Source organism: Streptomyces sp. NBC_01618 (assembly GCF_045209435.1).
GTDB lineage: Bacteria > Actinomycetota > Actinomycetes > Streptomycetales > Streptomycetaceae > Streptomyces.
The window spans coordinates 6145987-6167877 of sequence record NZ_CP109297.1; the positions used below are offsets into that span (position 1 = coordinate 6145987).

23 protein-coding genes are annotated in these 21891 nt (G+C 70.3%); 17 read left to right on the top strand and 6 right to left on the bottom strand.

Annotated elements, in window-relative coordinates:
• The first annotated feature begins 40 nt into the window (after nt 1-40).
• On the top strand, nt 41-691 hold the full coding sequence (locus tag OH735_RS28470) for a thymidine kinase (RefSeq protein WP_406384473.1): 651 nt from the start codon (nt 41-43) through the stop codon (nt 689-691).
• Between the two features lie 44 nt (nt 692-735).
• Nucleotides 736-1608: a PaaX family transcriptional regulator C-terminal domain-containing protein gene (locus OH735_RS28475; RefSeq protein WP_406384474.1), complete on the top strand. Its 873-nt coding sequence runs from the start codon at nt 736-738 to the stop codon at nt 1606-1608.
• A gap of 21 nt (nt 1609-1629) precedes the next feature.
• Here the strand turns inward: OH735_RS28475 and OH735_RS28480 are convergent, their stop codons facing one another.
• Nucleotides 1630-2415 (bottom strand): VOC family protein, encoded by a 786-nt coding sequence (locus OH735_RS28480; RefSeq protein WP_406384476.1) that lies wholly within the window; start codon nt 2413-2415, stop codon nt 1630-1632.
• Nucleotides 2416-2648: 233 nt separating this feature from the next.
• Here OH735_RS28480 and OH735_RS28485 point away from each other — a divergent pair, with 233 nt between their 5' ends.
• Nucleotides 2649-3476, top strand: a complete 828-nt coding sequence (locus tag OH735_RS28485; protein ID WP_406384477.1) for a sulfurtransferase — start codon at nt 2649-2651, stop codon at nt 3474-3476.
• A 201-nt stretch (nt 3477-3677) separates the two neighbouring features.
• Here the strand turns inward: OH735_RS28485 and sepH are convergent, their stop codons facing one another.
• Complete coding sequence (gene sepH / locus OH735_RS28490) at nt 3678-4739, bottom strand: septation protein SepH (RefSeq protein WP_406384478.1); 1062 nt, start codon at nt 4737-4739, stop codon at nt 3678-3680.
• A 497-nt stretch (nt 4740-5236) separates the two neighbouring features.
• On the opposite strand from sepH, the gene OH735_RS28495 reads away from it, so the two are divergent.
• Nucleotides 5237-6292 (top strand): hypothetical protein, encoded by a 1056-nt coding sequence (locus tag OH735_RS28495; RefSeq protein WP_406384480.1) that lies wholly within the window; start codon nt 5237-5239, stop codon nt 6290-6292.
• Between the two features lie 13 nt (nt 6293-6305).
• Here the strand turns inward: OH735_RS28495 and OH735_RS28500 are convergent, their stop codons facing one another.
• Together OH735_RS28500 and OH735_RS28505 are read right to left on the bottom strand one after the other, a co-directional pair.
• On the bottom strand, nt 6306-7628 hold the full coding sequence (locus OH735_RS28500) for a D-arabinono-1,4-lactone oxidase (RefSeq protein ID WP_406384481.1): 1323 nt from the start codon (nt 7626-7628) through the stop codon (nt 6306-6308).
• Nucleotides 7585-8832, bottom strand: a complete 1248-nt coding sequence (locus OH735_RS28505) for an MFS transporter (RefSeq protein WP_406384482.1) — start codon at nt 8830-8832, stop codon at nt 7585-7587. The genes OH735_RS28500 and OH735_RS28505 overlap by 44 nt, the downstream gene beginning before the upstream one ends.
• 153 nt (nt 8833-8985) lie before the next feature.
• Between OH735_RS28505 and OH735_RS28510 the strand changes: the two genes are divergently transcribed.
• The gene (locus OH735_RS28510) at nt 8986-10113 is read left to right on the top strand and encodes a ferrochelatase (protein WP_406384483.1); all 1128 of its coding nucleotides are present in this window, start codon (nt 8986-8988) and stop codon (nt 10111-10113) included.
• Nucleotides 10114-10146: 33 nt separating this feature from the next.
• Nucleotides 10147-10965, top strand: a complete 819-nt coding sequence (locus OH735_RS28515; protein WP_406384484.1) for an inositol monophosphatase family protein — start codon at nt 10147-10149, stop codon at nt 10963-10965.
• A gap of 80 nt (nt 10966-11045) precedes the next feature.
• Here the strand turns inward: OH735_RS28515 and OH735_RS28520 are convergent, their stop codons facing one another.
• Nucleotides 11046-11219 carry a hypothetical protein gene (locus tag OH735_RS28520; protein WP_266749192.1) on the bottom strand — a complete coding sequence of 58 codons (174 nt, stop codon included), beginning with the start codon at nt 11217-11219 and terminating at the stop codon, nt 11046-11048.
• A gap of 375 nt (nt 11220-11594) precedes the next feature.
• Between OH735_RS28520 and OH735_RS28525 the strand changes: the two genes are divergently transcribed.
• The 4 genes from OH735_RS28525 (at nt 11595) to OH735_RS28540 (ending at nt 15210) form a co-directional block, all read left to right on the top strand.
• Nucleotides 11595-12248, top strand: coding sequence for a response regulator transcription factor (locus OH735_RS28525; protein WP_406384485.1), 654 nt, complete (start codon nt 11595-11597; stop codon nt 12246-12248).
• A gap of 6 nt (nt 12249-12254) precedes the next feature.
• Complete coding sequence (locus tag OH735_RS28530) at nt 12255-13484, top strand: sensor histidine kinase (RefSeq protein ID WP_406384486.1); 1230 nt, start codon at nt 12255-12257, stop codon at nt 13482-13484.
• A 406-nt stretch (nt 13485-13890) separates the two neighbouring features.
• Nucleotides 13891-14187 (top strand): DUF4193 domain-containing protein, encoded by a 297-nt coding sequence (locus OH735_RS28535; RefSeq protein WP_003965732.1) that lies wholly within the window; start codon nt 13891-13893, stop codon nt 14185-14187.
• A 12-nt stretch (nt 14188-14199) separates the two neighbouring features.
• A complete protein-coding gene (locus tag OH735_RS28540) occupies nt 14200-15210 on the top strand; it encodes a hypothetical protein (RefSeq protein WP_406384487.1) in 1011 nt (336 codons plus the stop codon).
• Nucleotides 15211-15213: 3 nt separating this feature from the next.
• On the opposite strand, the gene OH735_RS28545 is transcribed toward OH735_RS28540, so the two are convergent.
• Complete coding sequence (locus OH735_RS28545; RefSeq protein ID WP_406384488.1) at nt 15214-15669, bottom strand: DUF3093 domain-containing protein; 456 nt, start codon at nt 15667-15669, stop codon at nt 15214-15216.
• A 58-nt stretch (nt 15670-15727) separates the two neighbouring features.
• On the opposite strand from OH735_RS28545, the gene OH735_RS28550 reads away from it, so the two are divergent.
• From OH735_RS28550 to kdpB, 7 genes are all read left to right on the top strand, one after another.
• Nucleotides 15728-16312, top strand: coding sequence for a PaaI family thioesterase (locus tag OH735_RS28550; RefSeq protein ID WP_406384489.1), 585 nt, complete (start codon nt 15728-15730; stop codon nt 16310-16312).
• Nucleotides 16312-16845: a dUTP diphosphatase gene (gene dut / locus OH735_RS28555; protein ID WP_406384490.1), complete on the top strand. Its 534-nt coding sequence runs from the start codon at nt 16312-16314 to the stop codon at nt 16843-16845. The genes OH735_RS28550 and dut overlap by 1 nt, the downstream gene beginning before the upstream one ends.
• A gap of 1 nt (nt 16846) precedes the next feature.
• Nucleotides 16847-17620, top strand: a complete 774-nt coding sequence (locus OH735_RS28560; protein ID WP_406384491.1) for a DUF3710 domain-containing protein — start codon at nt 16847-16849, stop codon at nt 17618-17620.
• A gap of 228 nt (nt 17621-17848) precedes the next feature.
• A complete protein-coding gene (locus OH735_RS28565; protein ID WP_406384492.1) occupies nt 17849-17971 on the top strand; it encodes a hypothetical protein in 123 nt (40 codons plus the stop codon).
• The gene (gene kdpF / locus OH735_RS28570; RefSeq protein WP_037777601.1) at nt 17968-18057 is read left to right on the top strand and encodes a K(+)-transporting ATPase subunit F; all 90 of its coding nucleotides are present in this window, start codon (nt 17968-17970) and stop codon (nt 18055-18057) included. Before OH735_RS28565 ends, kdpF begins: the two co-directional genes overlap by 4 nt.
• A 7-nt stretch (nt 18058-18064) precedes the next feature.
• Nucleotides 18065-19729: a potassium-transporting ATPase subunit KdpA gene (kdpA, locus tag OH735_RS28575; protein WP_406384493.1), complete on the top strand. Its 1665-nt coding sequence runs from the start codon at nt 18065-18067 to the stop codon at nt 19727-19729.
• A complete protein-coding gene (kdpB, locus tag OH735_RS28580; protein ID WP_406384494.1) occupies nt 19726-21852 on the top strand; it encodes a potassium-transporting ATPase subunit KdpB in 2127 nt (708 codons plus the stop codon). The genes kdpA and kdpB overlap by 4 nt, the downstream gene beginning before the upstream one ends.
• The last annotated feature ends 39 nt before the right edge of the window (nt 21853-21891 follow it).

Below are 21891 nucleotides of genomic sequence, written 5' to 3' on the forward strand. Positions count from 1 at the left end.
TTCGACTGCTTTGCCCCGCCCGAAAGGTGCTCAGCCCCTCATGCCCGAGCTTGTGTTCTTCTCCGGAACGATGGACTGCGGAAAGAGCACGTTGGCGCTGCAGATCGGCCACAACCGTTCGGCCCGCGGCCTGCAGGGCGTGATCTTCACCCGTGACGACCGGGCGGGGGAGGGCAAGCTCTCCTCACGTCTGGGTCTGGTCACCGAGGCCGTCGAGGCCGACGAGGGCATGGATCTGTACGCGCACCTCGTCGACCTCATAAGCCGGGGCGGCCGGGCGGACTACGTGATCGTGGACGAGGCGCAGTTCCTGGCTCCCGTCCAGATCGACCAGCTCGCCCGGGTCGTCGACGACCTGGGCATGGACGTCTTCGCGTTCGGTATCACCACCGACTTCCGGACCAAGCTGTTCCCCGGATCCCAGCGGCTGATCGAACTGGCCGACCGGGTCGAGACCCTCCAGGTCGAAGCGCTCTGCTGGTGCGGTGCCCGGGCCACGCACAACGCCCGTACGGTCGGCGGCGCGATGGTCGTCGAAGGCGCCCAGGTGGTCGTGGGGGACGTCAACCAGCAGGCGGGCGAGGTCGGTTACGAGGTGCTCTGCCGACGCCACCACCAGCGCAGGACGACCAGCGCGAGCGCCCGCGCGGGCTCCCTCTCACCGGACGTGCTGCCCGTCACCTCCGCCTGACCCCGTCCCTCCGGGCGTCCGGCACGGATGCTTAGGATGACGCTGTGAACACGGTGCGCGGAACAGAGGCCGAGTCCGAACCGGGCCCACTGGGCAAGGTGCAGCCGCGGCAGCTGATCGTGACGGTCTACGGGCTGTACGCGCGCGACACCGGCGGCTGGATGTCCGTGGCCTCGCTGATCCAGCTGCTCGCCGACCTCGGCGTCGAGGCGCCGACCGTACGGTCCTCGGTCTCGCGGCTGAAGCGCGCCGGACTGCTCGAAGCCGAATCGGTGTCCGGAGCGGCCGGTTACCGGATCTCGCCCGAGACCGAGCGGATTCTGCGCGACGGCGACCCGCGCATCTTCGCAGCCCGAAGGGCCACCGTGGACGAGGGCTGGGTGCTGGTCGTCTTCTCCGTACCCGAGTCCGAACGCGCCAAGCGGCACACCCTGCGCACCCAGCTGACCCGGCTCGGTTTCGGCTCTGTGTCCGCCGGTGTGTGGATCGCACCGGGACACGTGCACGGTGAGGCAGAGGACATGCTGGCCCGGCACGGGCTGCGCTCGTACGCCGACCTCTTCCGGGCCGACTATCTCTCCGTGGCGGGGGACGGGAACGGGGGCCTGCCCGCGAAGGTGCGTTCCTGGTGGGACACCGTCCGGCTGCAGCGGCTGTACGTCGCATTCCTCGCGGCACACCGTCCGGTGGCCGAGCGGATCGCGGGCGGCAGCCCGGTGACGGACCGCGAGGCGTTCACGACGTACATCCGGGTCCTCACCGACTGGCGCCGGCTCGTCTACCTCGATCCCGGTGTCCCGCGTGAACTGCTGCCGGCCGAGTGGAGCGGAACCGAGGCGTCCGAGCTCTTCGACGAGCTGCACACCCGGCTGGCCGGCCCGGCCCACCGGCATGTGGAACGGTTCCGGACCGGCTGATCCGCCCCGCGGCCCGGTGGCTCAGCGAGCGGCCGACCGTACGATCGTGAACACCGCGCCCTCCGGGTCCGCCACGGTCGCCACCCGGCCGTTCGACCCCTTGCGGGGCGGCTGCAGAACGTATCCGCCGAATTCCACCACGCGATGCGCTGCCTCGTCGGTGTCGTCGACCTCGAAGTACGTCATCCAGTGCGGGCCGCGGTCGCGCGGCAGGGCGCGGCCGACACCGTGCAGCGAGGCCACCGGACGGCCGTGCAGATGAAGGGTCTGGTAGTCGAAGTCGGCCGAGACGACCGCCTCCGCCTCGTAGCCGAAAACCGTCTGGTAGAACTTGCAGACCGTCGACGTCTCGCGGGTCACCAGCTCGTTCCAGACCGGCGTGCCGTGGGTGCCCGCGAGCGCCGTACCGACGTGCGCGGCGGCCTGCCAGATCCCGAAGACCGCGCCGCTGGGGTCGGAGGCAATGGCGAGCCGCCCCGCCTCGCCCGCATCACCCGAGTCGAGCGGCCCGACGGCGACCGTGCCGCCGCAGGAACGGATCACTTCCGCCGTGGTGTCGGCGTCGTCGGTGGCCAGATAGGTCGTCCAGGCGACCGGCAGATGGCGGTCGGGCGGCAACTGTCCGATGCCCGCGACCACTTTCCCGTCGATCAGCGCGCGGACGTATGGACCCAGCTGGTCCGGGCCGGGCACGAACTCCCAGCCGAACAGCCGGGCGTAGAAGTCCTGGGTCGTGCTCAGGCCGTGCACGAGCAGACTCACCCAGCAAGGTGTTCCGGGCGTGCGTCGGGCTGCAGCCTCCGTCATCGTCACTCTCTCCTCGGACCATCGTGGTGGCCGTACGGGGTGAACGGGGCCGGTGTGCCACCATGCGGTACAGGATGTGTACGCCCCGTGGAGATGTTTGCACCACCCGGCGCACGACGCGCCCCGGCCGCGCCGTACTTTCCGGGATCTCGACGGCGGTGGACCGTTTTGGTGTGAAACGTCCGCCTGGGTGCTGTTACGGGTGGGGAGGCTCCTGCGCGAGGATGGCGCGCATGAAGCCCATCATCACCGCATCCGAATGCATGAGCGAGTCGGCGGGGCCACGTCCGCCGGTGCTCCTGGACGTACGTTGGCAGCTGGGCGGCCCGCACGGCCGCCCCGACTACGAGGCCGGGCACATCCCCGGTGCGGTCTTCGTCGATCTGGACGCGGAACTCGCCGGCCCGGCAGGCAGGGGCGGCCGTCACCCGCTGCCCGACCCGGAGGAATTCGGTGCGGTGATGCGCCGGGCCGGTGTCTCCCGGGACACTCCCGTGGTCGTGTACGACGGTGGCCAAGGCTGGGCTGCGGCCCGCGCGTGGTGGCTGCTGCGCTGGACGGGGCACGAAGACGTCCGGGTCCTGGACGGCGGGCTCGCGGCCTGGCAGGGGGATCTCGAAACGGAGGCCCCGACGCCCGCCGAGGGCGACTTCCGGCCGGTCCCCGGTGCTCTGCCGTTGCTGGACGCGGATGGGGCGGCGGCGCTGGCCCGCTCCGGGCTGCTGCTCGACGCGCGGGCCGCGGAGCGCTACCGGGGAGATGTGGAGCCGATCGACCGGGTGGGCGGCCATATCCCGGGCGCGGTGTCGGCGCCGACCTCCGAGAACACTGGGGACGACGGCCGGTTCCTGCCCGCGTCGTCGCTGGCGGCCCGCTTCAAGGGCCTTGGCGCGGACCGGGCGCCAGAGGTCGGCGTCTACTGCGGCTCCGGCGTCTCCGGCGCCCATGAGGTGCTGGCCCTGGCCGTCGCCGGGATCCCCGCGGAGCTGTACGCGGGCTCCTGGTCCGAGTGGTCCGCCGACGAGTCCCGCCCGGTGGCCAAGGGCCCCGACCCGCAGTAACGGAGCCCGCACCGGCCACCGTGACCGGAACCGCCGTAACGGGATCCGGTCGCACGGGGCGCACGCGGTGCGCCGGGCGCAGACGACACGAGGGCCCGTACGCATCGGCGTACGGGCCCTCGTCATGCTGCGGTCACCCCGCCTCTGGTGCCCCTCCCGGCAAGCTTTGCCCGGACGCGGCAAACATTGCCGGTCACGACACTAGTCCTGCTTCTTCCGGCGCGTACCGAAGACGATCTCGTCCCAGCTCGGTACGGCGGCCCGGCGGCCCGGCCGGACGCCGTCCGCCTCGGCCTGGCGGTCCGTCGTCCCGGTCAGCCGGTCGCGATGACCGGCCACCGCCCGCGGCATCAGCACATCCGCATAGGCGGATCCGGCACCGGCGGAGGCCGCCGCGGCCGGCGGCTCGTCGGCCTCCGGCTCCTGCGCGGCGGGCTCGATGGCGGGCGGCTCGGGCGGCGCGGGACGCTCTGGCACCACCATGTCGCCGCGGAAGCTGGGTACCGCCTCCAGCAGGCTGGTCAGCGAATCGCGCTCACCGGCCGAGATGCCGCCGATGTGCTCCTCCGGCTCGGGCACCGGGGCCGTGGGGCGCTCCATCTGGCGGTCCAGGGCGCGGTCCAGCGGCCGGTCGCGGGGCAGCCGGGCGATCCGGGGCACGAACGGGAAGCTCGGCTCGGGCGCGGCGACGTCGTCGGTCTCGCCGATCAGTGACCGGGCCTCGTCGTCCACGGCCTGGACCAGCCGGCGCGGCGCGTCGTACGTCCAGCTCGCCGAGTGCGGCTCGCCCGCGACCCGGTAGACGAGCAGGACCTCCCAGGTGCCGTCGTCGCGGCGCCAGGAGTCCCACTGGACGGTCTCCCTGTCGGCGCCGCGCAGCAACAGCCGCTCCTGCACCGCCTCGCCGAGCTGGGGGCCGGTGTTCTCGCCGGGACGGCGTACGGGAGTCTTCCGGGCTCGCTCGGCCATGAAGGCGCGCTCCGCGAGTACGGGGCCCTCGAAGCGACGGACACGGTCGACGGGAATCCCGGCGAACTGGGCGACTTCCTCCGCGGAGGCACCGGCTCGTATCCGGGCCTGGATGTCGCGGGGGCGGAGGTGGCTCTCCACCTCGATCTCGATCTGGCCGAGCCGTGCGCGGTCGTTGCGCACGGCGGCTCGCAGCCGCTCGTCGATCGGAAGCGTGTACTCCGTGCTGTCCGCAGCCTTGAGCACCAGTCGTGTGCCGTCGTTGGAGACGGCCACGACACGCAGTTCGGGCATGGGGACCTCCCGGGTGGTGCCTGCCGACGTCACGTGCGTCGCTGCTTCCGCTAGTCGAGTGTGGCCTGCCCGGGTGCAGCCTGCCACAACATTGCCGTGTTGCCCGGCGTGTCGGGCGTGAGCCCTTGATCGCCGGTATGACACGGTGACCTATTGTGCAACACGAAGTGACCGATGGTCACCTCGTGTAGCCAGTCCCCGTGCAATGACGTGGCGCCGCCGGATCGAGTGCCTCCTTCGGCCCCCTCCCGAAGATCCCGGACGCCCACGTGGGAGTCCGGCCCCAGGGCTCGCCACAGTACTCCATTCGGGCCATGTGGGTGGCCCGCCGCGCCGCCGAACTTCTCGTGAGGCGGGGGGGCCGAGTTGGCCGGCAGGGGGCGGGGTGCCTTTCGTGCGTGTCCTGCTTCACAGAATCTCCTGAAGCGGAACTATTCACTTCGCTCAAATGTCCCTTCCTGTTGCATGGTGGGAGAGATGTCAATCAAGGGCTGGAAATGGTGCAGAAGCCGGAAAGTGACATAGAGCCCAAGGAAAGGCGTATAGATCTGAGCCTGCCTCAGGTGGCGGGCAGCGCCGTGGCGGCGATCGCGGCAGCGGTGGCGGCCTCTCAGCTGGGTGTGTACGGAACGATCCTCGGTGCCGGAGTGATGAGCGTCGTCGCCACCTGCGGCGGTTCGCTCTTCCAGCACTTCTTCCGCCGCACCGGGGAACAGATCCGCGAAGTGACGGTCCAGGTGAAGCAGCCGGGCCGTGAGGTGACCGTACAGACGCGCGGGACGAGCGACCCGCGCGCGGCGCAGGGGGTGCGACGACCACCGGCCGGCACGGCCGACGGAGCCATGGACGCGACCACGATGATGCGCGCCGTGGATGCCGCGGCCATGCGCGGCGAGACGGACGCCACGACCGTACTGCGCAAGATGGCGGACGATCCGGACCGTACGCGGTTGCTGAGGCCGCTCGATGGGACGCGGCCGCTCTCCAGGGTCCGTCCGGAGCCGGACGGACCCTGGAGGGTCCGTCCGGAGCCGGACGAGGAGTTCTCCGAAGCCACCACCCACGGCACCCGGATCCGCGGCTGGAAGCGGTCGGCGCTCGGGGCGGCCGTGGTCTTCGCCGTGACGATGGCCGGGATCACCACGTTCGAGCTGGTCTCCGGCAATGGTCTGAGCGGCGGTCAGGGAACCACCGTCGGCTCCGTCGTTCGCGGGGAGCGGGGGGCCGGATCGCACGACCCGGCACCGTTGACCGGCACCGACTCCGGCCAGGAGCGGAGCCCGGGCCAGGAGAGCGGTGCGACACCCGGTACGGACTCGCAGGGCGGGCAGAGCCGGAACCCGGACTCCGGTCAGGGCGACCGTTCCTCCGCCGATCCGACGCCCAGCCCCACGCCGTCCGGCAACACCGGACAGACGAACCCGTCCCCGGCGGCCACGCCGTCCCCGGCGGTGCCCGGCGACGGCGGCACCGCTGCCCCGAACCCCACGGGCGCGGGCGACGCCCCGGCGCAGGGCGACGGCACCATCACGGGCACGGGCACCGGACAGTGAACGGCCGCGCCGCTCAGTCGCCCAGCACCCGGCGCAGATAGTCGTTGCCGAACAGCCGGTCCGGGTCCAGCCGGTCGCGTACGGCGGTGAACTCGCCGAAGCGTGGGTACACCCCGGCGAGGTACTCGGCGTCGCGGGTGTTGACCTTGCCCCAGTGCGGGCGGCCGGCGTGGGCGGTCATGATCCGCTCGACGGCCGTGAAGTACGCCTGGTAGGGCGTGCCCTTGTACAGGTGGACGGCGATGTACGCGCTCTGACGGCCCGAGGCCGTGGAGAGCGCGATGTCGTCCGCGGGGGCGGTCCGTACCTCCACCGGGAAGCTGATCCGCAGCGGCGAACGCTCCACCATCGCCCTGACCTCGCGCAGCGCCTCCACGGCGGCCTCGCGCGGCAGGGCGTACTCCATCTCCACGAAACGGACCCGGCGCGGACTGGTGAAGACCTTGTACGGGATGTCGGTGTACGTACGGGCGGACAGGGCGCGACTGGAGAGCTTGGCGATCGACGGAATGGTGGCGGGGACCGCCCGGCCGAGCGAACACGCCACCTGGAAGATCCCGTTGGAGAGGAGCTCGTCCTCGATCCAGCCGCTGACCTTCCCGGGCGGGGCGGCGGGGCCCGCGCTGCGGTTGTTGCGCTTGGTGTTGCAGTTGCCGGTGTGCGGGAACCAGTAGAACTCGAAGTGTTCGTTGTCGGCGACCAGCTCGTCGAAGTCGGCCGTGACCCGGTCGAAGCTCATCGGTTCCTCACGGGCCGTCAGCAGGAAGACCGGTTCCACGGCGAAGGTGATCGCCGTGACGACCCCCAGGGCGCCGAGCCCGATCCGCGCGACGGCGAAGATGTCGGCGTTCTCCTTCTCCGAACAGGTCAGCACCGTACCGTCGGCCGTGACCAGTTCGAGGGCGCGGATCTGCGCGGATATGGACGCCGAGTCGCGGCCGGTGCCGTGGGTGCCGGTCGAGGTGGCCCCGGCGACCGTCTGCTCCATGATGTCGCCCATGTTGGTGAGCGACAGGCCCTCCCGTGCCAGGGCGGTGTTCAGCCGCTTCAGCGGAGTGCCGGCCTCGACGGTCACGGTCATCGCCGCACGGTCGATCTTCCGGATGCCGGTGAGGAGATCGGGGCGGATCAGCACGCCGTCGGTGGCCGCCGTCGCGGTGAAGGAGTGTCCGGTGCCGACCGGCTTCACCCGCAGGCCGTCCTCGGACGCCCGGCGCAGCACTTCGGCGAGCTCCGCCACGGAGGCGGGGGACACGGCCCGTACCGGACGGGAGCTGACATTCCCCGCCCAGTTACGCCACGCGTTCGTCGTCGTCCGTGCGTCGGTGTCCGTCATCTTCCGCGCGCCCTTCCGTAGGAACCGGCCCGCTGAGCCGGCGATACCCCAGGAACGCCACCGCGGCCGCGAGCGCTCCCGCCACGACAGGCACCGCGTACCCCGCCTCGGCTCCGGAGGCGTCGACCACCCAGCCGGCGGCCGAGGAGCCGAGCGCCACACCGACGGCGAGCCCGGTGCTGGTCCAGGTCATGCCCTCGGTCAGTTTGGTGCGCGGTACGTGCTGCTCGACGAGGGCCATGGTGGTGACCATCGTCGGTGCGATGGCGAGCCCCGCGACAAAGAGCGCCACGGCCAGAAACGGGAGGCTCCCGGCCAGTTGGAGGGGGATCATACTCACGGCCATCGCGCACACGCCCACCAGCCACCGGGTGGACGCCTTTCCCTTGAGGCGCAGCAGCCCGAAGACGGCGCCGGCCAGGCAGGAACCGAGCGCGTACACGGCCAGCACGAGGCTCGCAGCGGCCTTGTGGCCCCGTTCCTCGGCGAACGCCACCGTCACCACGTCGACCGCCCCGAAGATCGCACCGGTCGCCACGAACGTCACCACGAGCACCTGGAGGCCCCGGGCGCGCAGCGCGGTGCCGCCGGTGTGCTGCTCGCGCGGATGCGGCACCGGCTCGGTGGCGCGCTGCGCGGTCAGCCAGAAGACGCCGACCAGCAGGAACCCGGCCGCTATGAGCGGCCCCGCCTCGGGGAACCATGCGGTGGACAGGCCGATCGAGATGATCGGCCCGAAGATGAAGCACACCTCGTCGACGATCGACTCCCACGAGTACGCGGTGTGCAGTTGCTGCGACGTACCGCGGTAGATCTCCGCCCAACGCGCCCGGATCATCGAACCCACGCTGGGGACGCAGCCCGCGCCCGCCGCGAAGACGAAGAGCGACCAGTCCGGCAGTCGCTGCTGCGCGCAGATCAGCAGACCGGCCACCGCCGCCAGCGCGACGAAGGTGGCGGGACGCAGGACGCGGCGCTGCCCGTGCCGGTCGACGAGCCGGGAGATCTGCGGCCCGATCACCGCCGCCGACATCGCCAGCGTCGCGGAGAGCGCACCGGCGAGCCCGTAACGGCCGGTGAGCTGCGAAACCATGGTCACCACACCGATGCCCATCATGGACAGCGGCATCCGGCCGAGGAATCCGGCCGCCGAGAACCCCTTGGTGCCGGGGGCGGCGAAAATCGCACGGTAGGGACTGGGCAAGGAAGGCTCCGGAACAGCGTGATCGCACGCGCCTGTAATGCGTGAATGTGGCCGGTACAGCTTACGGTCGGGGTGGCCGGTCCGACACGGGGGTCGGCCGGGGAACCGACGTCGGTGGGAGCGCTGTCCGAGGCGGGTGGCAGGATCGCTGTCATGTCCGATCTGCGCGATCCCGCTCCTTACGACGCCCTGTTGCTGCTCTCCTTCGGTGGCCCCGAAGGCCCGGACGACGTGGTCCCGTTCCTGGCGAACGTGACCCGTGGCCGCGGCATCCCCGAGGAGCGGCTGAAGGAGGTCGGCAAGCACTACTTCCTGTTCGGCGGCGTCAGCCCGATCAACGCCCAGAACGGAGCCCTGCTGGACGCCCTGCGCAAGGACTTCGCGGAGCACGGACTCGATCTGCCGGTGTACTGGGGCAACCGCAACTGGGCGCCGTACCTCACCGACACCCTGCGCGAGATGATCAAGGACGGGCGCCGCCGCGTCGCCGTCCTCGCCACCAGCGCCTACGCCTCGTACTCGGGCTGCCGGCAGTACCGCGAGAACCTCGCCGAGTCACTGGCCGCCCTGGAGGCCGAGGGCCTGCCCGTGCCCCGGGTCGACAAGCTCCGGCACTACTTCAACCACCCCGGATTCGTACGGCCCATGGTGGACGGTGTCCTCGCCTCCCTGGCCGATCTCCCCGAGGACGTACGGGCCGGGGCGCACCTCGCGTTCACCACGCACTCCATCCCCACCTCCGCAGCCGACACCTCCGGCCCCGTCGCGGAGCACGGCGACGGCGGCGCCTATGTCGCCGAGCACCTGGACGTCGCCCGCCTGATCGTCGACGCGGTGCGCGAGGAGACCGGCTTCGAGCACCCCTGGCAGCTCGTCTACCAGTCGCGCAGCGGCGCCCCGCACATCCCGTGGCTGGAGCCCGACATCTGCGACCACCTGGAGACGCTGCACGGCGACGGCGTGCCCGCGGTGGTGATGGCCCCCATCGGTTTCGTCTCGGACCACATGGAAGTGCTGTACGACCTCGACACGGAGGCCACCGCGAAGGCCGCCGAGCTCGGGCTCCCGGTGCGCAGGTCCGCGACCGTGGGCGCCGACCCGCGGTTCGCCGCGGCCGTGCGCGACCTGGTGCTGGAGCGCGCCGCCACCGAACAGGGGTATGGCCCGCAGCGGTGCGCCCTGGGAGCGCTCGGCCCGAGCCACGATCTCTGCCCGGTCGGCTGCTGTCCGGCCCGGACTCTCAAGCCCGCCGCCGCGGGCGCCGACAGCCCGTACGCGTAGCCCCCGCCGCATGCCTGGAGCCCCTGGAGCGCCGTGACCGACCCGAACCTGTCCGAACTGCTCGACCTCGCCCTGGAGGCCGCCCGCCGCGCCGGTGCGCTGCTGCGCGACGGCCGCCCCGCCGACCTGGGGGTGGCCGCGACCAAGTCCAGCCCGATCGACGTCGTCACCGAGATGGACATCGCCGCCGAGAAGCTGATCACCGGCTTCCTGGCCGAGCGCCGCCCCCAGGACGGCTTCCTCGGCGAGGAGGGGGCCAGCGCGGCGGGCAGCAGCGGTATCCGCTGGGTCATCGACCCGCTCGACGGCACCGTGAACTACCTGTACGGACTGCCCACGTGGGCCGTCTCCATCGCCGCCGAACGGGACGGCGAGCGGGTCGTGGGTGTCGTGGAGGCCCCGATGCGCCGTGAGACGTACCGGGCGGTGCTCGGCGGCGGCGCCCACGCGAAGGGTGGCGTGTACGGCGAGGGCACCGCACTGCGCTGCCGGCCCGCGCCGCCGCTCGACCAGGCGCTCGTCTCGACCGGCTTCAACTACGTCGGTCACGTCCGTGCGCACCAGGCGGACGTGGCCCAGCAGCTGATCCCGCGGCTGCGCGACATCCGGCGCAGCGGTTCCGCCGCCGTGGACCTCTGCGATGTGGCCGCGGGGCGCCTCGACGGCTACTACGAGCGCGGACTCCACCCGTGGGACCTGGCGGCCGGTGACCTCATCGCCCGTGAGGCGGGGGCGTACACCGGCGGCCGTCCCGGGCGGCCCGCCGACGGGGACCTGACGGTCGCCGCGACGCCGGGTGTCTTCGAGCCGCTGCAGGCCCTGCTGGAGGAGCTCGGCGCCTGGCACGACTAGAACCGGTCGCCCGGGTCCTCCCGGCGCGCGAGAGGGGCCCCTGACGCCGTGTGCGGCGTCAGGGGCCCCTCTCGCGCGGCTCAGGCGCTGGTGGCGCCGATTTCGACGCCGTGCTCGGCGGCGAGGCGGTGCAGGTCGTCCAGCTCGCCCTGCTCGACATCCGCGAGGAAGTCGTCGCCCGTCTCCCGAGCTTTCGTGAGGTCGGACTCGGTGGTCTTGATGCGTTGCAGCAGACCGGCGGTGAAAGCGTCCATAATGCGCCCCCTCATCGTGGGTCGGTGGCACGGGGGTGTGCCCGGGTTTCCCTCCGCACGGAGGCGGTAGGGCGGGTGATCACGCGCTCTCCGGGGACGGAGTGGCCTGTGGTACGCCACATTCGAGGCGTGATCGCGGGTGTGCATGCGTCCTCCCCGGCACCAAGCTCAGAGAAACCTCAACTGGCCCGGAAATCCTGTGGATTCCCCGGGGCCCCGGCGGACGAGCGCCGCCTTACCGCCGGTTTATACGCGTTGCGGGCAGGATGGAGCAGCACAGACCGATGCTGATGAGCGGCCGCATTACGGACCGTGGGCACATCGAGACGTTCTGAAGTCACCTACGTACTGAAGTTTCTAAGGAAGGACAGCGCCGTGCGCGTACTCGTCGTGGAGGACGAGCAGCTGCTCGCCGATGCGGTGGCCACTGGATTGCGCCGTGAGGCCATGGCCGTCGATGTCGTGTACGACGGTGCGGCGGCCCTGGAGCGCATCGAGGTCAACGACTACGACGTCGTGGTGCTGGACCGGGACCTCCCCCTGGTGCACGGCGACGACGTCTGCCGGCGGATCGTCGAGCTGGGCATGCCCACCCGGGTGCTCATGCTCACCGCGTCCGGGGACGTCAGCGACCGGGTGCAGGGGCTGGAGCTGGGTGCCGACGACTATCTGCCCAAGCCGTTCGCCTTCAGCGAGCTCACCGCGCGGGTACGGGCGCTGGGCCGGCGGACGACGGTGGCGTTGCCGCCCGTCCTGGAGCGTGCCGGGATCAAGCTCGACCCCAACCGCCGCGAGGTCTTCCGGGGCGAGACCGAGATCCAGCTCGCGCCGAAGGAGTTCGCCGTGCTGGAGGTCCTGATGCGCAGCGAGGGCGCCGTCGTCTCGGCCGAGCAGCTGCTGGAGAAGGCCTGGGACGAGAACACCGACCCGTTCACCAATGTCGTGCGCGTGACCGTCATGACGCTGCGCCGCAAACTCGGCGAGCCGCCCGTGATCGTCACCGTGCCCGGCTCCGGCTACCGGATCTGATAGCCGATGCCCACCGTCCCCGCGCCGCCGACGGCGCCTCCGAAGCCCACCTGGGAGCCCAAACATCAGGAGCCGCCCTACTGGCTGCGTCCGACCATCCGCATACGGCTCACGCTGCTGTACGGGGGCATGTTCCTGATCGCCGGCATCCTGCTCCTCTCGATCATCTACATGCTGGCCGCCGAGGCCCTCCATGTCGGCAGCGAGCTGCCGTTCAAGATCGTGAGCGGCCAGGTCACCAGTGACGTGTGCAACTTCAGCGGCATCACCACAAACGAAGCCGCCAACGCGGCCATGAACACCTGCGTCAACCACCAGCGCCAGCAGGCGCTGGACACCCTCCTCAACCGGTCGCTGCTGGCCCTGGTCGGTCTCAGCGTCATCGCCTTCGCCTTCGGCTACGCCATGGCGGGCCGGGTGCTCTCCCCGCTGGGCCGGATCACCCGCACCGCCCGCCGGGTGGCCGGAACCGATCTGTCCCGCCGGATCGAGCTGGACGGCCCGGACGACGAGCTGAAGGAGCTCGCCGACACCTTCGACGAGATGCTCGACCGCCTGGAGCGGGCCTTCACGGCCCAGCAGAGATTCGTCGGGAACGCGTCGCACGAACTGCGCACCCCACTCGCCATCAACCGCACGCTCCTGGAGGTCCATCTCTCCGATCCCCAGGCCCCGCCGGAGCTGAAGCAGCTCGGCAAGACCCTGCTGGCCACCAACGAGCGCAGCGAGCAGCTGGTCGAGGGCCTGTTGCTGCTCGCCCGCAGTGACAATCAGATCGTCGAGCGCAAACCCGTCGACCTCGCCGAGGTGGCATCGCGCGCGATCGACCAGACGCGCGGCGAGGCCGAGGAACGCGGCGTGGAGATCCGCGGCGAGCGGGCCCCCGCCGTCGTCCAGGGCAACGGCGTCCTGCTGGAGCGGATCGCGCTGAACCTCGTACAGAACGCCGTGCGCTACAACGTCCCGGAGGAGGGCTGGGTGGAGGTCACCACCGAGCTGCAGTCCGGCCAGGCCGTGCTGGTGGTCTCGAACACGGGACCCGTGGTCCCCGCCTACGAGATCGACAACCTCTTCGAGCCCTTCAGACGGCTCCGTACGGAGCGAACGGGCAGCGACAAGGGGGTGGGGCTCGGCCTGTCGATCGCGAGGTCCGTGGCGCGCGCTCACGGCGGCCGTATCCTCGCCGAACCCCGCGAGGGGGGTGGTCTTGTGATGCGTGTCTCACTTCCGGTCTGACAGGCAGGGCCAAGCGATCCGCACACGAATTTGCCTTGTTCGCTTTGAGCGGAATTTTCGGGACCTGCACCCGGAGTGGACGTGTGTGATCGATCACATGAGCGAATACAGGCACGTCAACGCTCCGTGATCAGGGCCTTCGCCGGAAAACCCGCAAAAGTCAGGGTTTTCGGGGTCCAATATCACGGGAAGTACACGGGGTGGCGCCCGTGGAGCGCGATACCGGGACCGTGTACGGTCCCCATCGCCACCCAAGCTGATCGCTCACGAGCGGTTCTTTTGGGTGTCGATTGAGTAACAGACCTTGATGTGAGGCAAAATCTCCGCCTCGGGTCGGGCACAAGTCCGGCCTCTCACGCGTTACGTGCGCTGAGACACCGCAGACACCCAGAGGGGGAGAGGCGACATGGCAACGGATTACGACACCCCACGCAAGACCGATGACGACGTCGACCAGGACAGCCTTGAAGAGCTCAAGGCACGCCGGAGCGACAAGACGGCGTCCGCCGTCGACGTCGACGAGTTCGACGCGGCCGAAGGACTGGAGCTGCCCGGCGCAGACCTGTCCAACGAAGAACTGGCCGTAAGGGTCCTGCCCAAGCAAGCCGACGAGTTCACGTGCATGAGCTGCTTCCTCGTGCACCACAGGAGCCAGTTGGCGCGCGAGAAGAACGGCCAGCCGATCTGCCGCGACTGCGACTAGGTCGAGCCGACCGTGGCAGGCGACACACCGTTCCGGAAGCGACGCTTGCGGCGCAGAAGGTCGTCGGAGGCGAATCAGGGCGGCACAGGCCCGGCAGAAGGCGTAGCAGCGCCTGCTGAGCGGTCCGCCCTGCCACCCTCCCCGGGTGAGTGGGACGACGAGCGGGGCCGGTGGGCCTCGCTCGAAGCAGTCACGGCAGCCGAAGAAGAAGCAGAAGTCGACACGGCCGATGGGGCCGGACAGGTCGACAGGACGGAGCCCGTGACCGGGGCAGGCCGTCTGAGTTCAGTGAAACGGGGAGCACGCAAGGGCGGGGAGAGCGCCAGGGCCGCGATCGGTCATATTGCCGACCTGATCATCCAGAACGCTCCCCGCATCCCTGTGCGTGATCTCGCCACCCTGCGCAAGCAGTTCCCGGGCCTCGGGCCCGAGGGGCTCGCCGACAAGCTCATCGCAGGGGCGAGCAAGTCCACCGCAGCCGTCGGCGCCGGTATCGGCGCGGCGGCCATGATGCCCGTGCCGCCCGCCATGCTCGCCGAACTGGCGGCGGAGATCAGCGGTGTGGCCGCGATCGAGATGAAGCTCATCGCCGAGCTGTACGAGGTCTACGGGCTGCGCCCACCGGGCGGCATCACCCAGCGTTCCGGCGCCTACCTCACGTCCTGGACGCACGAGCGCGGCATCGACGTCACCCTCCCGGCGACGGTCGACGCGGCGCTGGGCGGCCGGATGAAGCGCGAGCTGCGCCAGCAGATCACGAAGCGCATGGTGCGCGATCTGCCGAATCTCGCCCCGTTCCTCGTCGGGGCCGCCGTCGGCGCGATGATGAACCGGCGCGACACCAGAAAGCTCGCCGAACGGGTCAGGAAGGACCTGCGCAAGCGCCAGATCCCCTGGGACCGGCTCCCGCCGCAGCCTCCGCTGGAGCGGCCGGGCCGCCTCCGAAGCAAGGACCTGCCGGGAATGCTGGAGCCGGGAATGCTGGAGCCGGGCGAGCCGGAGCCGGGCGAGCCGGAGCCCTAGGGGCTACGCCCGTACCGCGCTGAGCGCCGCGACCAGGGCCTGCGGCTCGCGGGTCGACAGATAGACGTACGGCGTCGGGTCCTGCGGGTCGGTGACCTCCACGCGGACCGCCGTCGGGATGTAGCTGCGCAGCAGCATGAACGCGCGGGTGTCCGCCTTGTACGAGCGCCACGCGCGGGCCTCCTCCGCGTCCAGGACCTCGGCCTCGCCGAGCGCCGTCACCGGGATCCGCGCGTCACCGGCCACCAGGGCGCCCGCGACCACGCGGATCCTGGCCGAGCCGTACGAGCTCACCGCGACCGCCGACAGGGCCGTGCCGCCCACCAGGCCGGCCAGCAGCGGCAGGGTGCCGAGCGGGAGCAGCATCAGGGCACAGGCGATGCCGACCAGGAAGGCGATGAGCCACCACGAACGGGGCGCGGTCAGTCGTTCGTCGAAGGGCGGGGTGGAAGGCTGCATGGACCCAAGCTTGGCACGGCGCGACCCCCGGGTGGCCGCGCGGGTAAGGTCTGCGCCTGTGAGTGGAACATCTGCGGCTCTGAAGCCCCCGGTCGGCGCGGTGAAACCGGTCCGACACCCCGAAGCCCCGGCCCCCGGCGAACTCCTCGGCGCGCACTACGAACACTGTTTCGGCTGCGGCGACGGACAGCGGCACGGGCTGCATCTCCAGGCGCGGGCCGGTGAGGGGGTCGGTGTCACCGCCGAGTTCACCGTGCAGGCCGCCCACCAGGGCGCTCCGGGCCTGGCGCACGGGGGCATTCTGACCACGGCGCTGGACGAGACTCTCGGCTCGCTGAACTGGCTGCTGCGGGTGATCGCGGTGACCGGGCGGCTGGAGACCGACTTCGTGCTGCCGGTCCCGGTGGACACCGTGCTGCACCTCGACGCCGAGATCACCGCTGTGCACGGCCGGAAGATCTACTCCCGGGCGACCGGCCGGATCGGCGGGCCGGACGGACCCGTGGCGGTCCGTGCCGAGGCCCTCTTCATCGAGGTCAAGGTCGACCACTTCATCGAGAACGGCCGCCCGGCCGAGATCCGGGCGGCGATGGCCGACCCGGACCAGGTCAAGCGCGCTCGCGCGTTCGAGGTGAACCCCTGATGCGCCGTCCCGTGGACGTACTGATCCGCCGTGTCGACCCGGAAGTGCCGATTCCGGCCTACGGGCATCCGGGCGACGCCGGGGTCGATCTGGTGACCACCGAGGCCGCCGAACTCGCCCCGGGCGAGCGGGCCGTGCTGCCCACCGGGGTGTCGATCGCGCTGCCCGACGGGTACGCCGCGTTCGTGCACCCGCGGTCCGGCCTCGCAGCACGCTGCGGAGTCGCACTCGTGAATGCCCCGGGGACGGTTGATGCCGGGTACCGTGGAGAGATCAAGGTGATCGTCGTCAATCTCGACCCGCGCGAGCCCGTGCGGTTCGAGCGGTTCGACCGGATTGCCCAACTGGTCGTCCAGCAGGTCGAGAAGGTGCGCTTCCACGAGGTGGCGGAGCTCCCCGGCTCGGCTCGCGGCGAGGGAGGCTTCGGTTCCACCGGAGGCCACGCTTCCGGTGATGTTGATGGCGTCAGGGGCGGGAATACCCAGGGCGGGAACAGCTACGCTTCGGTCGTACCCGACCGGGAAGGACAGTGACGTGTTCGGACGTCGCAAGAAGAGTGGTTCCGCCGAGGACGTGGCGGACGAAGCGCGCGAGGCCGAGCAGGTCGTCGACGAGCTCGATGACGCCGATGGGGCCGACAGCGGCTCGCGTCGGGTGAATCTCCCGCCCGCGCCGCGGCCGGACGGACCGTGGGACATCACCGAGGTCTCCCGGCCCGGCGAGGGCCGGGTCGACCTGGGCGGCATCTTCGTGCCCGGCGTCGAGGGCATGGAGCTGCGCGTCGAGGTGGCCGGTGACGCGATCGTCGCGGCGACTGTGGTGCTGCGCGACAGCGCCATCCAGCTGCAGGCCTTCGCCGCCCCCAAGAAGGAGGGCATCTGGGGCGAGGTCCGCGAGGAGATCGCTTCGGGCATCACCCAGCAGGGCGGGATCATCGACGAGGTCGAGGGCCCGCTGGGCTGGGAGCTGCGAGCCCAGGTCCCCGTGCAGCTCCCGGACGGGACGAACGGCGTGCAGCTGGTGCGCTTCGTCGGCGTCGACGGGCCGCGCTGGTTCCTGCGCGGCGTGATCTCCGGCCAGGGCGCCGTGCAGCCGGAGGCGGCAGGGCTGCTGGAGACGGTCTTCCGGGACACCGTGGTCGTCCGCGGCGAGGGCCCGATGGCGCCGCGCGACCCGATCGTCCTCAAGCTTCCCGACGACGCCCAGATGGTGCCCGAGGGCGTCCAGCAGGAGAGCCAGGAGAACTCGAAGTTCTCCGGAGGCATGGGCCAGCTCCAGCGCGGACCCGAGATCACCGAGGTGCGCTGAGCCGAGCCGGACAGCCGCCCGGTACAGCTTCGGCCGGTGGGCCGTACCCCCTTTCGAGGGGGTGCGGCCCACCGGCCTTTTCGCGTTCCCGGACCGGCTCCGGGGAGCGCACAAAAGGGGCGCGTATGGGTCGCGTATGAGGCACGTATGCGGGCCGTCAAGGGCCCGGCGTTCCCCGTAAGGAAGCCATCAACGCAGGCCGCGACGCCTTTGCCGCGAGGTTTGCTCATGAGGTCCGAGAATCCGTACCTCATCCAGGAGCACACGATGGCCGACGTGGCCTTCGTCGTCACCACGATCGCGGTGTTCGCGTTGGTGGCTCTCATCGCCAAGGGGGTGTCCAAGCTGTGACCGCCGAAAACGTTGTCGGCCTCGTCGTGGCCGTGGCCCTGCTGGGCTATCTCGTCCTCGCCCTCCTGTACCCGGAGAGGTTCTGAGCCCGATATGAGCCCCGTCCTCGCCGGCGTGCTCCAGGTCCTCGCGCTCGTTGCGGCGCTGGGACTGGCGTACCGACCGCTCGGCGACCACATGGCCGCCGTCTACTCCTCGAAGAAGCACCTTCGCGTCGAGAAGTGGATGTACAAGGCCATCGGCGCCGATCCGAACACGGAGATGCACTGGCCCGCGTATCTGCGTGGTGTGCTCGCCTTCTCCGCGGTGAGTGTTCTCTTCCTCTACCTGCTCCAACGGCTCCAGGGCAGCCTGCCCGGTTCGCTGGGCTTCTCCTCGATCGACCCGGACCAGGCGTTCAACACAGCTGCGTCGTTCGTCGCGAACACCAACTGGCAGTCGTACGCGGGCGAGCAGGCCATGGGTCACGTCGTCCAGACCGGCGGCCTCGCCGTGCAGAACTTCGTCTCGGCCGCAGTCGGCATCGCCGTCGCGGTCGCACTCGTACGGGGCTTCGCCAGGTCCCGTACCGGTGAACTCGGCAACTTCTGGGCCGACCTGGTGCGCGGCACGGTGCGCGTCCTGGTGCCGATCTCCGTGGTGGGCGCGTTGGTACTGGTCGCCTGCGGTGCCATCCAGAACTTCGCCGGCATCCATGAGGTCGGCCAGTTCATGGGCGGCTCGCAGCAGTGGAACGGTGGCGCCGTGGCCTCCCAGGAGGTCATCAAGGAGCTGGGTACGAACGGCGGCGGCTACTTCAACGCCAACTCGGCCCACCCGTTCGAGAACCCCAATGGGCTGTCCAACCTGTTCGAGATCTTCCTCATCCTGGTCATTCCGTTCGCGCTGACGCGGACGTTCGGCCGGATGGTCGGCTCGCTCAAGCAGGGTTACGCGATCCTGGCGGCGATGGGCGTCATCTGGCTGGGCTTCACCACCCTGATGATGTGGACCGAATTTACCCACCACGGGCCCGCCTTCGACATCGCGGGCGGGGCGATGGAGGGCAAGGAGACCCGGTTCGGGATCGCCGGTTCGTCGATCTTCGCCGTGGCCACCACACTCACCTCGACCGGTGCGGTGAACTCGTTCCACTCCTCGTACACGGGGCTCGGCGGCGGGATCACGATGCTGGGCATGCAGCTCGGCGAGATCGCGCCCGGCGGTGTCGGCTCCGGCCTCTACGGCATGTTGATCATGGCGATCATCGCGGTGTTCATCGCGGGCCTGATGGTCGGTCGTACGCCCGAGTACCTCGGCAAGAAGATCGGCACCCGCGAGATCAAGCTCGCGGCCTGCTACATCCTGATCACCCCGGCGCTGGTGCTCTGCTTCACCGCCGCGGCGATGGCCCTGCCCACCCCGCCCCACTCGATGCTGAATTCCGGCGCGCACGGATTCTCCGAGGTGCTGTACGCCTACACCTCGGGTGCGAACAACAACGGTTCGGCGTTCGCCGGGCTGAACGCGGACACGCAGTGGTTCAACACGACGATCGGTCTCGCGATGCTGCTGGGCCGGTTCCTGCCGATGGTGTTCGTACTGGCGCTGGCCGGCTCGCTCGCCGGGCAGAAGCCCGTACCGGCGACGGTGGGAACCCTGGGCACGCACAAGCCGCTCTTCAGCGGGCTGCTGGTCGGCACGATCCTGATCATCACCGGGCTGACCTACTTCCCGGCCCTGGCGCTGGGGCCGTTGGCCGAAGGGCTGGCGTCATGACCACCCGTACGGAGCAAGAGGACTCGATGTCCACTGTCACCCCCACCCGTGCACCGCACCAGGACACACCCACGGGTCACCAGAGCGAAGGACGCGTCGGCGGGGGCCTGTTCGACCCCAAGCAGCTGCTGAAGTCCTTCCCCGACGCCATACGCAAGCTCGACCCCCGGGTGATGATCAAGGCCCCGGTGATGTTCGTGGTGCTGATCGGTTCGGTGTTCACCACCGTGCTGGCCTGCCTGGACCCGGGCGACTGGTTCGGCTGGGCGATCGCCGTCTGGCTGTGGCTGACCACGATCTTCGCCAACCTGGCGGAGGCGGTCGCCGAGGGCCGCGGCAAGGCGCAGGCCGACACCCTGCGCAAGGCCAAGACCGACGCCGTGGCCCGGCGGATGACCGGCAGGAACGAGGAGCGGGTACCGGGCGCCGAGCTGCGCGTCGGTGATCTGGTGGTCTGCGAGGCCGGCGACATCATTCCCGGCGACGGAGACGTCGTCGAGGGTGTCGCGAGCGTGGACGAGTCCGCGATCACGGGGGAGTCGGCGCCGGTCATCCGGGAGTCCGGTGGCGACCGCAGCGCCGTCACCGGCGGTACGAAGGTGCTCTCCGACCGGATCGTCATCAAGATCACCACCAAGCCCGGCGAGACGTTCATCGACCGGATGATCGCGCTGGTGGAAGGCGCCGCCCGGCAGAAGACGCCCAACGAGATCGCGCTGAACATTTTGCTCGCGTCCCTCACCGTCGTCTTCCTGCTCGCCGTCGTCACCCTCCAGCCCTTCGCGATCTACGCCGGTCAGAAGCAGTCGATGATCGTGCTGACCGCCCTGCTGGTCTGCCTGATCCCGACGACCATCGGCGCCCTGCTCTCCGCGATCGGTATCGCCGGCATGGACCGCCTCGTCCAACGCAATGTGCTCGCGATGTCCGGGCGCGCCGTCGAGGCCGCCGGAGACGTCTCGACGCTGCTGCTCGACAAAACCGGCACCATCACACTCGGCAACCGGCAGGCCGCCGAGTTCGTCCCCGTCAAGGGCACGACCGAGGCCGAACTGGCCGACGCGGCCCAGTTGTCCTCCCTGGCCGACGAGACGCCCGAGGGCCGCTCGATCGTCGTGCTCGCCAAGGAGAAGTACGGGCTGCGCGAACGCCACCAGGGCGAGCTGCGGCAGGCCGAGTGGGTCGCGTTCACCGCCCAGACGCGGATGTCGGGCGTGGACGTCGACGGGCACAGGGTCCGCAAGGGCGCGACCGGTTCGGTCGTCGCCTGGGTCGAGGGGCGGGGCGGCAGTGTCTCGCCGGACGCGCAGGCGCTCACCGACCGGATCTCCGAGGCGGGCGGCACGCCGCTGCTGGTGGCCCTGGAGAACGAGCACGGTGCCCGCGTCCTGGGCGTCATCCACCTCAAGGACGTCGTCAAGGAAGGCGTGCGGGAGCGGTTCGACGAGCTGCGCCGGATGGGCATCAGGACGGTCATGATCACGGGTGACAACCCGCTGACCGCGAAGGCCATCGCCGAGGAGGCGGGGGTCGACGACTTCCTCGCCGAGGCCACGCCCGAGGACAAGATGGCCCTCATCAAGCGGGAGCAGGCGGGCGGCAAGCTCGTCGCGATGACGGGCGACGGCACCAACGACGCGCCCGCGCTGGCCCAGGCGGACGTCGGCGTGGCCATGAACACCGGAACCTCGGCCGCCAAGGAGGCCGGGAACATGGTGGACCTGGACTCCAACCCGACCAAGCTGATCGAGATCGTCGAGATCGGCAAGCAGCTGCTCATCACCCGTGGCGCGCTGACGACGTTCTCGATCGCCAACGACGTCGCGAAGTACTTCGCGATCATCCCCGCGATGTTCGCCGTGGTCCACCCCGGCCTGGACAAGCTCAACATCATGCAGCTGTCCTCGCCCCAGTCCGCGATCCTGTCGGCCGTGATCTTCAACGCGCTGATCATCATCGCGCTGGTCCCGCTCGCCCTGAAGGGCGTGCGCTACCGGCCCAGCGGCGCCGACTCGATGCTCCGGCGCAACCTCGGGATCTACGGATTCGGCGGACTGGTCGCCCCGTTCATCGGCATCAAGATCATCGACATGGTCATCTCCCTCATCCCCGGGCTGAACTGAATTCCGGGCTGAACTGAATTTAGGAATCGGCTGACCTGC